The following is a 13,672-nucleotide window of genomic DNA, read 5'->3' on the forward strand; positions in this document are numbered from 1 at the left end:
CAATCAAAAAATGAATATTTTATAAAAAATAAAATTTGCTTACACTTGGGTAAAATTGAGGAAGATCTAAACGCTATGTCAAAACCTGTGATCGATATTGCTATTGGGCTGTTATTACATCGCGGAAAAGTATTAGTAGGCTGGCGCCAAGCAAAGCAACATCAAGGCAATAAATATGAATTTCCAGGTGGCAAGGTAGAATCAGGAGAAAGCCCTGAAGAGGCGTGTCGCCGTGAGATTTATGAGGAAGTGGGTATTGGATTATCACAATGGTATGCGTTTGATCGTATTCAACATGAATATGACGATATTGTGGTCAATCTTCATCTGTTTTATGCCTATGTCCCTGACGACTTAATGCAGCTGATTCAGCAGCCGTGGACGTGGTATGCACGTGAGCAACTCACGCAGCTCAATTTCCCCAAAGCCAATGATTCGATTATTCGGCGTTTAGTTTGGCCGCATTACATAAAAATTAGTCATCAATTATCCGACTTTCGACCAGAGGCAAATTCACTTTTTTATTGGAGGGTAGAACCAGATCAGTTTTTAGCTGAAGATTTACATCGATACTCATCAGAAGATTTACAAAAACTGATAATCAATATTGAGCATTTTCAAAAAATGCCCAGCGATTTAACACCCTCGATAAAGACTTTGCATCTTAAGCAACATCAATTGATGCAACTGCGAAAAGGGGATTTACAACAAAGTAAGCGTTATATCGCTGCCTGTCATGATCTGGTTGCCTTACAACATGCCGAGCAAATTGGCTGCGATGCGGTGTTGATCAGTCCAATCCAGAACACACAAACCCATCCAGAGCGTAAAGCTTTAGGATGGGAAACTTTAGCGCAATGGACACAACACACTCATATTTTAGTTTTTGCACTGGGAGGGTTACATCCTGATGATTTTGTCAAAGCACAGCAGCATGGTGCTTACGGAATTGCAGGTATTCGTAATTTTTAAATTAATATAAAATTTCAGATGTTTGCAACATCTACGACAAGCCTTAAAGTGAATTTAAGGCTTGTTGAGCTTGCTGTACGGTTTGTGCATGATTTTGCTTTTGCCCAGCGACTAAAATAGCCTGCCAAAGTTGTTTTTTCATTGGCGCAGATTGAGCATAACTTAAACCGCGTCGTGCCAGTGATTCTGCTGAACTGTATTGTCTTTTTTGATTGGCGACTAAAGCCAGATACATAAAGGTTTCTGCCGCTTGTGGCGCTAAACGCTGAGCCTGTAGAGCAAACCGTTCAGCATCGTCCCATTTTTGCTGACGATATGCCATCTGAGTCTGTTGTATCAGATTTTTAAAAGCAGGAAGAGATCGTCCATCATTAAATTGCTGTTTTGCCTTTTGTTCAGGAACGACAACACGTACTGGTTTACGTTTGATTTCTTCCTGTTCATAGGGTGTGATTTTAACCCCATCAGGTGTTTCTACCGTTTTCTTGGTAGGTTCAGCAGGCTTTTGTGGTGCTTTTTTCTGTTCTTCATGTAAAGGGAATGTTGAACATCCCACAAAAGCAGCCATTGTTAATACTAAAAAACCTTGCTTCCACATACGTTTTAAATCTCTTTTACCAACCGTGATCATTAGTTTGAATAACTACCACTGGAAATGACGCGATTATTGGACAGATCATTTTGCATTTGATCTTCGCTGTCACGAATATAGTTGTCCATGCTATCGTTCGCAGGGGCACTTGTATCACCGTTTTCCGTATCAGAATTGTAAGTTGGCTCAACCTGATAATGTGGTAAGCCACACACAGTTGCCTGACGCGGGACATTGTTACGCATGAGTGGGATGTACATCGCACCTTCGCAGCCCTGAGCGGATAAATGACCTGTAGCAGAGTCAATCCATTGCCATTGCACATCATCTGTTTGACGTAAGTTAACGGGCTGTTGACGCAATTGTTTCATGACATTGGTCCAGACAGGTAATGCACCTGATGAACCTGTTAAACCCGTGATTTTATTGTCATCCAGACCCAACCATACGACAGCCAGATAATTGCCAGAATAACCTGCAAACCATGAGTCACGTGTATCGTTGGTCGTTCCTGATTTACCCGCAAGATTCAGATCAGGAGATAAAGTATTGTAAGCGGCTTTACCTGTACCTGAACGCATGACTTGTTGCAGGCCATAATTCAAAATGTAGGCAGCAGATGGATCAATGGTTTGTTGAACATTTAAGCCAAAACGTTCTAATACATGACCATTGGCATCAACCACAGAACGAATCGCACGAGTCGGGTATTTAAAACCGCCTGTTGCGAAGTTTCCATAGATACTGAGCATTTCCATAGGCGACATATTCACCGCACCTAAAAATGCAGATGGATAGTTTGGAATATCTGATGTGACGCCAAATTTTTTCAGGTTATTGCTAAAAGTGGATAAACCAAATTCCTGACCTAAACGCACGGCTGAAAGGTTATATGAGTGTGCCAATGCTTGTTGCAATGTAACGACACCATGCTCACCGCCACTATAGTTCTTAGGTGTCCAGCTCTTATCGCCGCCTACTGGGATATTGACCGCCGCATCTTGAATTTGACTCGCCCAGTTATAACGTCCAGACTCAATTGCACTTAAATAAATGACAGGTTTAAGTAATGAACCGACTTGACGTTTAGCATCTACTGTACGATTAAATCCTGTAAAGTCCTGAGTCGAACCAACAGCAGCAATCAACTCTCCATTTTCTGGATGTTGAACCAATACAGCACCTTGTAAATCTTTAAGACGAGCTGGATTACGATTTGCAATTTGTTCTACAGTCGATTTAAAGGCATTTTGAATACGAGTTTGAGCAATTGGATCAAGTGTTGTGAAAATACGTAATCCCTGATTGGTTAGGTCATTTTCCTGATATTCAGAACGGAGTTGGCGACGAACAATGTCGAGAAAATCTGGGAATTTCGCTGGCCCAAGACTTGGTTTAGCCACCACGCCTAAAGGACGTGCACTTTCTTTATCATATTGATCCTGAGTTAAGTAACCCATCACTAACATATTATTTAGCACGATATTACGACGTTTAAGTGCCGCTTCAGGATTACGCCACGGATTATATAACGAAGGTCCTTGTACCAAACCCACCAGATAAGCTTGCTGCGCGATGTTTAATTCACGTAGCGGTAGACCAAAATAAAACTGTGAAGCCAAACCATAGCCATTAATAGAATAGCTGCCATTTTGCCCGAGATTGACTTCGTTTAAATAGGCTTCCAGAATTTCATCTTTACTGTAATGTAGCTCTAACAACATGGCCATAAACGCTTCATTGGCTTTACGTTTGAGTGTGCGTTCTGGACTCAAATAGAAGTTTTTGACTAATTGCTGTGTCAAGGTCGAACCACCCTGACGTCGACCACCTGTGACATTACTCACCAAGGCACGTGCAGTTCCACGTATAGAAATACCATGATGACTATAAAAGTTACGATCTTCTGTTGCGACCAGCGCTTCAATCAAGGTTTTTGGCACTTTGTCGAGTTTAATCAGGACACGATCTTCATTGTGCTGCGGATAAATGCCGCCAATCAAGAGCGGTTCAAGTCTAGCAATGCCTGTTGAAGATGGCTTGGTGGCGCGAATATCTGAAATTTGATCATTGGCAAAAGACACCTGCAAAACTTGTTCAGGTTCAGTGCTATCACCAAAGTCAAAACCACGTGTATGCACATACATGGTATTGCCCTGAACCACGTAACTCCCAGATTTAGTGTAATTTTGGGTGCTTTTATAGCCAAGTAATCCTAGCTCTTGACTAAAGTCAGTCTGAGTCACAGGTGCATTGGTATAAAGTTCCAGAGGGCGTGCAAAAACCTTTGCGGGGATGTCCCAGCGTTTACCTTCAAATTTCTCGCGAATAATATTATCCAGTCGAATTAAATAAATACTAAATGCAAGAAAACCGCCAATAATGATCACTGAAAAAATAAGCGCAAAAAAGCCGATGCCACGTTCAAACTTCATAAATCTGTCATAAAAGCCAACAAAGTGTGCTAATCATGCGATAGCTTTTATACATTTTGCAATGATAAATCTGTGAACAAGCTAAAAAACTCATTTTTTCTGCTAAAGCTTCAAATTCTTTAGATATTATTGATTGATAATCAACATTTTTATAGAGATAGATGGGGTAGATTGATTCGAGACGATTTTAGAATTACTGTGTTATATTAGTCGCACAAATCGCATATGATATGTTGATCTTAGGGTTCATCGTGATTTTGCGATGGATGAGCCTCATGTATATGATGCTTCACAGACCAACCCTATACTGGCTTTAACTTATAGGCATCCAATGCAGTCTGCAAATCTTTCAGCCAAATCTTTTCGTAATATCGGTTTAATCGGCCGTCCTGATAAATCATCAGTCGTTGAAACATTAAGTCTGATTCACGACCATCTTTTGCATTTGGGATTACATCCTGTTTTTGATCAGGAAACGGCAGCACTTGTACCTGACAATAACACGCAAAGCGTAAGTCGTAGTTTATTGGGTGAAGTGGTCGATCTCGTGATTGTGGTGGGTGGTGATGGTTCACTGTTGCATGCTGCACGTGCATTGGTTCGACATAATACCCCTGTAATCGGGGTCAACCGTGGTCGCTTGGGATTTTTAACCGACATTAAACCGTCTGAGGTGATCTTTAAACTTGATCAGGTATTACAGGGACATTTTCAATTAGATCGACGTTTTTTACTGGAAATGGAAGTCCGTTCCAAAGGTGAAACTATTTATGATGCGATTGCGCTCAATGATGTGGTTTTACACTCTGGCCGCTCCGTACATATGATTGATTTTGAGCTGAATATTGATGGTCAGTATGTTTATCGTCAACATAGTGATGGTCTGATTGTATCGACACCAACAGGCTCAACCGCGTATGCACTGTCAGGTGGTGGTCCTATTTTGCATCCGGGTATGGATGCGATTGCACTTGTCCCGATGCATCCACATACTTTATCTTCACGTCCAATCGTGGTCAGTGGACACAGTGAAATAAAACTCACGATTCGCGAAAATCGTGTTCTCCCGATGGTGAGTGCTGATGGACAAAACAGTATTTCCTTGAATGTCGGGGATACAGTGCATATCCGAAAGCATCCATTTAAGTTAAACTTATTACATCCACCCGGTTATGACTTTTATATGGCTTGCCGTACAAAGCTTGGCTGGAATCAGGATTTTGACTCATTTCAACAGCAGGATGACGCATGAATATTGAACAAATGCTTGCCGTTTTAGATCCAGATATCGTGGAGCGTTTAAAAACGGCAGTGGAAATTGGCAAATGGCCAAATGGTGTTGCACTGACTCAAGAACAACGCCAAATTTGTATGCAAGCGGTCATTGCGTGGGAACATCAGAATGTCCCTGAAAAAGAGCGTACAGGTTATATTGATAAAGGTAAAAAGGAAGAAGGTGAGGAGTGTGATTCACACCTACCAGAACCTGAATTTAAACCGATCCGTTTTATTTAAAACGTATCGGTTTTCATGGGATTTAAAGTGCTTGGTCGAATCTAGTATTCCAAAGCACTTTTGCTTTTTGCATCGCTTGAGCATAATCGTCAACCACATTCATGGTATATAGCGCGATACCCATCGTTTCAATAATTGCCATTTCACCATATTCATGACTCGTCTGACCCAACCACACTTGTTTAAATGTGGCTAAATCAAGCTCATCTTCAGTTGGGCTACGTTCTGGGGTCAATTTAGGTAACTCGTATTCATACAATTCACCATTTTTAATACCGCAAATAAGCGTTTTTGCATCAGGATTACGCTCAAATTCACCACCTTCGCCTTTAATCACCGCACTATTTTTATAGCCTAGTTGATACGCTGCTTGTTGGTGTGAATTACGGTAGGCAGGATGAAAAATCGCTTGCAGGGTAGCTTTGGCATTAAAGGGATTAATTAAACGCGCTAAAGTATGAACAGGTGAACGAAGCCCCATGACATTCCGTAAATCGATCATATCACTCAGGACAGGGGAAATTACGTCCAAAGGTAAATAAGCAAAATGTTGTTGCTGTAATTGTTGCTTAACATCTTGTTCAGACTGACAAATTGCATAGTCCAAATATTGTAGGACTTGTTCAGTATACACACGGTTAATGGTATGACCCGCAGCACCATGCATGACAATGTTATAACCATGCTTTGCTAAAGTGAGTGCAGATAATAGAAACCACGGATAATGTTTACGTTTACCCGCATAAGATGACCAGTCCAGATCGACATCTAATGGCTGAAAGTTCAGTTGATCTTTGGTGGCTTGTACAAATCCCGTGAGTTCTTCAACAGATTCTTCCTTCACCCTTAGCAACATCAAAAAAGCACCCAACTGAACATCCAAGACTTCTCCTTTCAAAATCATGGAAAAAGCAGCATAAGCTTCTTCATAATTTAATGATCGCGAACCTGTTTTTCCTTTGCCGAGTATTCGTACATATTGGGCAAAAGGATGTTCACTGTCTTTATATAGATTTTTCTTAGTGTTCATATGCGGTCAATATTTCGTTGAAAAATGAATAGCATCACTATGACATAAAAATAAAATGAAAGAATTATTCTTAAGGGTATTAGACTAATGTCTACACTATTTTTGCACAAAAAATATCCAAAAAGAGGATTTTGTAACCGATAGAAACTGGAATTGCAGTACACTCTCGACGTTTTAAAACTGTTTAATTTTTATTAACGATTTACTTGTTATCTCCTGTTTTTTTACACAGATCAAGTTCTGGTTCGATCAGAATGTTGAAGTCATGAGACTTTTTTGAAAAACCAATTGTTTTTCGTCTTTATGGAAAGTTTTCTTTTAAGAAAACTTCCACCATGCGTCATACAGACAAGTGGACTAAAGGGCTGTCTATATACTATTTATAGATATTTTTATGGATATATTTCTAAGGGCTTAGAAATATTTGTTGACGTAGAGTTATGGCTAAAAAACCGATTTACAAATCACTTTATTTTCAAGTGATCATTGCCATTATCGCAGGTGTTTTGGTTGGACATTTTTATCCAAGCACAACCCAAATCGTAGATGGTGTCAAAGAAAATATTCCGGGGTTAGGAGAGCAACTCAAACCTCTGGGGGATGCATTTATTCGTCTGATTAAGATGATTATTGCACCTGTCATTTTCTGTACGGTGGTTAGTGGTATCGCGGGTATGGAGAGTATGAAATCTGTCGGTAAGACTGGCGGAATTGCATTACTTTACTTTGAGATCGTTTCAACCATCGCACTGATTGTAGGTCTTTTGGTGATTAATATTGCCAAACCAGGTGTGGGGATGAATGTCGATCCAGCGACACTCGATACAGCAGGGATTGCGAAATACGTTGCTTCTGGTCAGTCCCAGTCTACCATCGAATTTTTGATGCATATCATTCCTGAAACGGTAGTAGGCGCATTTGCCAATGGTGAAATTTTACAAGTTTTACTGTTTGCTATCCTATTCGGTTTTGCACTTCATAAATTAGGTGATGCAGGTAAACCTGTGTTGAAACTGATTGATCAAATTTCACATGTATTTTTTAACATCGTGAATATGATCATGAAGCTTGCGCCGATCGGTGCTTTTGGTGCAATGGCTTTTACCATTGGTAAATATGGTGTTGGTTCTTTGGTACAACTTGGACAACTTATCTTGTGCTTCTATGTCACGTGTTTGTTGTTTATTTTTATTGTACTGGGCACGATCAGCCGTGTGTGTGGTTTCAGTATTTTCAAAATGTTACGCCTCATCCGTGAAGAATTACTGATTGTACTGGGGACATCTTCGTCAGAATCAGTGTTACCGCGAATGCTGAAAAAGCTCGAAATCGCAGGTTGCGAAAAGTCGGTGGTCGGTTTGGTTATTCCGACAGGTTATTCATTTAACTTGGATGGTACTTCGATTTATCTGACCATGGCTGCAATTTTCATTGCTCAGGCCACCAACACCCAACTAGATATTCAACATCAGATTACGTTGCTAATTGTGCTATTGATTTCATCGAAAGGTGCAGCAGGAGTCACAGGTTCTGGATTTATCGTCATGGCTGCAACTTTGTCAGCGGTAGGGCATATTCCAGTTGCGGGACTTGCCTTGATTTTAGGTATTGATCGCTTTATGTCTGAAGCACGTGCTTTGACGAATTTAACGGGTAATAGTGTGGCAACGATTGTCGTTGCGAAATGGGTCGGTGCATTGGATATGCAAAAACTTCAGAATGCATTGAATAACCCTGAAGAAGTTGATCGTCAAATGCTTGAAGAAAAATAAGCCTTCAGTTACTTAACTAAGCCAAAAATGTAGAAAAAGGGATGATATTGATCATCCCTTTTTTATTGGAAATTTTGGGGTGTAATGAATGTTTTATTGCTGATGCTTCACGGTTTAGTGCGATATTTGTTTTGTAATTCTTAAAAATATAGTGGAATTTTCAACTTTAAAGTCAATATTATTAAAATCATCTTAATTATTTGTATCTAAAATAATCAATTTGTATAAAAATATTAATGCAAATGAGAATATTTTTTATTAGTATTCGCTTGTTTTATTTTACTAAATATTTTAAGTCTGAGTAATTTTTCTAATGAATCATTTAAATTTTAAAATGAAGCAAGTCGGGGCTTTTAAACTGAGTTTGTTGGCTATGATGATTGTGCAAAGCCAAGTTGTTTTTGCCAAAGATATTGAAGCATCATCACATTCAGAAATGCTAGAAACGGCTAAGGCGGTATTACCGACGATTAAGATCGAAGCGATGAGTGAGCTTGATCCTATCAAAAGTTATATTGACTACGACGAAGCCAATGTCACTCGTAATGGGCTAAAAAAGAAGGATATTCCGCAAACCATTGATACCATTGATGTGCAAAAATATAAAATATATGGCGCCAATGATCTGAGTATTATGCTGCAAGGGACACCAGGCGTTTCAACAAGTTATGATACTCGCGGTGATGGTATTTATTTACGTGGTTTTGCAGCAGATGCAGGCGATATTTATCGTGATGGTGTGCGTGAAAGTGGACAGTTACGCCGTAGTACCGCCAATGTTGAACGAATCGAGATACTAAAAGGGCCAGCTTCTGTTCTCTATGGTCGAAGTCAGGGTGGTGGCGTGATCAATATGGTCACAAAATTTGCCAATTTTGATTCAAAAAGTACGCTAGGGTTTTATACAGGATCTTATAACAATGTGGGAGCAACTGTAGATCTTAATCGAGTTTTAAATGATCACTGGGCAGTCCGATTAACAGGTGAAAAGGCCGATACCAATAGTTTCCGTAAAGGAATTGGTTCGCAAATAGAAATGCTTTCACCGAGTATTAGCTATCGCAATGATGATCAAACTTTGTTGTGGACGACACAATATACCTACGATAAATTGGACCGTACTCCTGACCGAGGGCCAAGTTATGAAAATTTGCCGAAAGATGTCTCATTAAAAACAGGTTTTGCGCGTCCAACCGATTATATAGAAGATGAACTTCAAACTATTCGTACAGATCTCAAATATGAATTTGCACCTGAGTGGAAATTCCACTGGGCGGCTAGTTACCGCCAAGCCTATCAAAATTTTGATAATTTCTTTGGTGGAACATGGTGTGATTTGAATGGTAAACAAATCACGGGTGCAGCGTGTACTTGGAAGGGATATTTACGCCAAAGTTATGCATGGCAAGAAACCATGAATAAAACATTGCTTAATACTTTTGATATTACGGGCAAATTCAATACAGGTCGTCTTGAACATCAAATCATGTTTGGTAGTGATTGGACACATGAGGATCGAGATCCAAAGCTTGGTAACTATTCAAGCGGTAGTCAAAGTTATTATGGTTATATCAATCCTTATAATCCTTCAGATTATTATGATGATTTGCCTGTAAATGCCCATAAAGCAACCACGACCATTAACCATCACGATGCTGAAAATCTAGCGTTTTTCTTACAGGATTTAGTGACACTTACTCCAACTTTAAAAATGATGCTCGGTATTCGCTACGATACATTTGAGTTTAAAACACAGGCACAGGTTGCAAATAGTAAGCCTGTAAATGTATCGAAAAGCTATGATGGCGAAAGCTTAAGCCCAAATGTTGGCTTTGTCTGGCAGCCAACAGATCAGCATAGTTTTTATACCTCATATAGTAAAAGTTTTGCTCCTTATGGTGGGAGAGGCATGATCAGTATTGATCCAAATGTGAATAATACCAGTGTCTATGATGCAAAACCTCAATACAATGAACAATACGAAGTCGGGGTTAAAAGCGATTGGTTCGAGCAGCGTTTAAATACACAGTTATCGGTTTTTGATATTACCAAGAATAATATTCGCTATCAGCCAGATCCAACAAATCAACCTAATGAATGGCAAGTCGGACAGCAACAACAATCAAAGGGTGTTGAATTCAGTTTTATTGGTCGTGTCTTAGAGAATGTCTTTGTACGCGGTGGATATGGTTATACCGATGCCAAATGGAAAAAAGATACTCGCGCTACAGTAGCAGAAACCAGCCGCTTAAAAGGTAATCGTCTTGCCAATATCTCTGAAAATACAGGTAATTTATTTATACGTTATTTACCCGTTGAAAGAGTCTATGCTGAAATTGGTGGCACCTACGTGGGATCATTTTATACCGCAGATAACAATCTGAACAAGATTGAGGGCTGGACACGCCTAGACGCAGCTTTGGGTTATAAGGATGAGCATTGGGGGATTACTTTCGCAGTGAATAATCTCACCGATAAAGAATACTGGCGCTCTAACGCGATGCCAGGTGCGCAACGAAATTATTTGGTTCGTCTTAATTATCAGTTCTAAAGTTTCAGTTTTAAATCTCAAATAAGCTTTTAATAAAAAACCGTGCAAATGAATTGCACGGTTTTTTATCTCTTAGAGTGAGCGTTTTTAAATTCTGGCGTGTTTACCGTACTTATCGATCATGATCGAACTTGCTTCATTTAGGCCTTTTACAGTGACCTGTATATTATTTTTCTGGAACTTTTCAATAATGCTATCGAGAGAAGCGACTGTTGTCACATCCCAAATGTGAGAATGCGTTAAATCAATAACGACTTGTTTAACATTTTCCTGAGAATCAAAAGCCTGAGAGAAACGTTCCGAAGAGCTAAAGAATAATTGACCACGTACATCATAAATGCGTGTGTCGCCATGACGAGAAGTTTCAATATGTACATCATTTTCAAGTTTTTGCGCCAAAAATAATGCAGAAAGGAGAACCCCAACCAAAACCCCAATTGCCAAATTATGAGTTGCAACCACCACGATGACTGTGGCTATCATGACAATATTGCTGCTTTTAGGATTATGTTTAAAGTTTTTAATCGATCCCCAATCAAAAGTGCTGATAGAAACCATAATCATCACGGCAACCAATGCTGCCATAGGAATGACCCGCAACCAATCACTGATAAACACAACTAATATCAGTAGAAAAACACCAGCAACGAGAGTTGAAAGACGTTTGCGCGCGCCAGATTTTACATTAATCATGGATTGTCCAATCATGGCGCACCCTGCCATACCACCCATAAAACCAGTCACGATATTGGCAAAACCCTGACCTTTACACTCACGATGTTTATCGCTCGAACTATCCGTCAGTTCATCCACAATAGTCGCGGTCATCATCGATTCTAATAATCCTACTGCTGCCAATGCACAGGAATAGGGTAAAATAATCCATAAAGTTTCAAGATTCCACGGAATATCTGGAATAAAGAAATGCGGTAGGCTATTGGGCAAATTGCCCATATCACCTACGGTTCGTACATGTGAGTTTAAAAATAGCGCCAAGAATGTAATGACAATAATGCAGACCATGGGTGAGGGAATTAATTTGCCAATCTTGGGCACATAAGGAAATAAATAAATAATGACGAGCCCTAAAATCACAAATACATAAACCTGATACGAAACATGTAGTAATTCAGGAAGTTGTGCCATAAAAATTAAAATAGCCAAAGCATTTACAAAACCAACCACCACAGATTTGGAGACAAAGCGCATCAGTTTGGCGAGTTTAAGTTGCCCCGCAATAATTTGAATAATACCTGTTAAAATTGTTGCTGCAAGGAGGTAGTTTAGCCCATGTTCTTTGACTAGGCTAACCATCAATAATGCCATAGCGCCTGTAGCTGCGGAAATCATGGCAGGTCGACCGCCCATAAAAGCAATTACAACCGCCATGGAAAATGAGGCATATAAGCCAACTTGAGGGTCTACACCTGCGATAATAGAAAATGCAATTGCTTCGGGAATAAGAGCAAGTCCAACGACTAAGCCTGCAAGAGCATCCCCGCGAATATTGGAGAACCATTCTTGACGAATTTGCTGAAACATAAATAGCCTGTAAGAGTATTTGTATATGATTAAAGGCTAGTGATGTGATATTTACACACACGACGACACCACATCACTAGACAGTGATGAATTGATAAATAAAAAACAATCAACTAAGGTGGCGTGATTTGCATAAAATGAAAGAGATTTTGAAACGAGTCGTTAGTGTAGCACCTTTAGTCAGAGAAACCAAAGCGAGCACACGAGTCACTATGTGATTGCTAAACTTGAACTTAAAAAAGTAAAGTGAAGAATAAAAAAGATGTATCTGCTGACAAAAAAAGTCACTTTATGCCAATCTGAATCATCCTAAAAATATCATGATATCAGGTCGAGAATTTATCATTAAAACGGCAGAATAGTGATGCGTTCATTATTTTGTCACGATAATACAATAATTTATTAGTTGAGGCATCGCAGGACATACGCTGAGTATATTTGTATTTCCCAGCTTAAGTCCTCATAATTTAATACCTAAAGATCATTTGTTGTGCTTTTAAAAGTCTAAAAATGATAGTTTTGATACTTAAGTAACCAAAATTATACGAATACAATGAATAGCGAAACAATGAAAAGTTTTTAAATTGTCTCAAGGAGTTTAATAATAAGATTGATGTTGACGCGATGGTTATCATAAATAGTTCTAAACTATTTGAATAATAATTTTAAATCAAAAGATTAACAATAAATGAGCGATCTGAAGGCTGTATTGTCCAGATTAGATCATGATGCACAAAGGGTTAAAAATTTCAAAAATGCATCACATATAAAGTATCAAGAGAATGTTTTATGTGTCGCTTTTTGTCTATTTTTGGTAAAATAAATCACAAATATGTGGATAACAAGAATATCGCTTATGAGAAATATACTTATTTTGATTTTTGCGAGCCTAGTGATTCTGCTTGGTTACAGTATTTATCTTGATTCTAAAGTAAAGAAAAGAGAACAGGTGAGTCGAGTAATCACAGAAGCAGAGCATAGTCTCAAGACACTTGAAGCGAATCCAAACTACAATCAACATTCGTCGCTTTCTGGTGTTCATCGTCAAGGTCTAATACAATAGCTTTAAGATTGTGATTTTAAGATCATGTTTTTAAATAAATTTTATAGATGTATCGAATTGGATTGCTAAAACAAAAATATAAATAATATGATATAATCTTCTCGGGGGAAGGCATTAAAGATATCAATTTATATTTTTAACATCATATTCCTTCAATTATATGTGAAGCTGCATACATCTATGCGGCTTTTTTGTGTTTT

General features: G+C 39.0%; 10 protein-coding genes. 6 read left to right on the forward strand and 4 right to left on the reverse strand.

Going from position 1 to position 13,672, the window contains the following annotated elements; all coding sequences use genetic code 11:
* Positions 1-75 precede the first annotated feature (75 nt).
* Positions 76-972: an NUDIX domain-containing protein gene (locus tag I6L31_RS00680; protein WP_005003743.1), complete on the forward strand. Its 897-nt coding sequence runs from the start codon at positions 76-78 to the stop codon at positions 970-972.
* Between the two features lie 43 nt (positions 973-1,015).
* Here the strand turns inward: I6L31_RS00680 and I6L31_RS00685 are convergent, their stop codons facing one another.
* Both I6L31_RS00685 and mrcB read right to left on the reverse strand, forming a co-directional pair.
* Complete coding sequence (locus I6L31_RS00685; RefSeq protein ID WP_035272275.1) at positions 1,016-1,570, reverse strand: tetratricopeptide repeat protein; 555 nt, start codon at positions 1,568-1,570, stop codon at positions 1,016-1,018.
* Between the two features lie 32 nt (positions 1,571-1,602).
* Positions 1,603-3,999 carry a penicillin-binding protein 1B gene (gene mrcB / locus I6L31_RS00690; RefSeq protein WP_004989756.1) on the reverse strand — a complete coding sequence of 799 codons (2,397 nt, stop codon included), beginning with the start codon at positions 3,997-3,999 and terminating at the stop codon, positions 1,603-1,605.
* Positions 4,000-4,330: 331 nt separating this feature from the next.
* On the opposite strand from mrcB, the gene I6L31_RS00695 reads away from it, so the two are divergent.
* Complete coding sequence (locus I6L31_RS00695; RefSeq protein WP_004989753.1) at positions 4,331-5,251, forward strand: NAD(+) kinase; 921 nt, start codon at positions 4,331-4,333, stop codon at positions 5,249-5,251.
* A complete protein-coding gene (locus I6L31_RS00700; RefSeq protein WP_005003745.1) occupies positions 5,248-5,514 on the forward strand; it encodes a YeaC family protein in 267 nt (88 codons plus the stop codon). The genes I6L31_RS00695 and I6L31_RS00700 overlap by 4 nt, the downstream gene beginning before the upstream one ends.
* A 22-nt stretch (positions 5,515-5,536) precedes the next feature.
* Here the strand turns inward: I6L31_RS00700 and I6L31_RS00705 are convergent, their stop codons facing one another.
* A complete protein-coding gene (locus I6L31_RS00705) occupies positions 5,537-6,544 on the reverse strand; it encodes a glycosyl transferase family protein (protein WP_005003746.1) in 1,008 nt (335 codons plus the stop codon).
* A gap of 440 nt (positions 6,545-6,984) precedes the next feature.
* Between I6L31_RS00705 and I6L31_RS00710 the strand changes: the two genes are divergently transcribed.
* Entirely contained in the window at positions 6,985-8,316 is a 1,332-nt protein-coding gene (locus tag I6L31_RS00710) for a dicarboxylate/amino acid:cation symporter (RefSeq protein ID WP_005003748.1), read from the forward strand.
* Positions 8,317-8,629: 313 nt separating this feature from the next.
* The gene (locus tag I6L31_RS00715; protein ID WP_005003756.1) at positions 8,630-10,867 is read left to right on the forward strand and encodes a TonB-dependent receptor; all 2,238 of its coding nucleotides are present in this window, start codon (positions 8,630-8,632) and stop codon (positions 10,865-10,867) included.
* Between the two features lie 87 nt (positions 10,868-10,954).
* On the opposite strand, the gene I6L31_RS00720 is transcribed toward I6L31_RS00715, so the two are convergent.
* Entirely contained in the window at positions 10,955-12,409 is a 1,455-nt protein-coding gene (locus I6L31_RS00720; protein ID WP_005003758.1) for a SulP family inorganic anion transporter, read from the reverse strand.
* Between the two features lie 856 nt (positions 12,410-13,265).
* Between I6L31_RS00720 and I6L31_RS00725 the strand changes: the two genes are divergently transcribed.
* On the forward strand, positions 13,266-13,472 hold the full coding sequence (locus I6L31_RS00725; protein WP_010588781.1) for a hypothetical protein: 207 nt from the start codon (positions 13,266-13,268) through the stop codon (positions 13,470-13,472).
* Positions 13,473-13,672 lie beyond the last annotated feature (200 nt).

The sequence above is a fragment of the Acinetobacter septicus genome (assembly GCF_019355975.1).
In the GTDB taxonomy this organism is placed as follows: domain Bacteria; phylum Pseudomonadota; class Gammaproteobacteria; order Pseudomonadales; family Moraxellaceae; genus Acinetobacter; species Acinetobacter ursingii.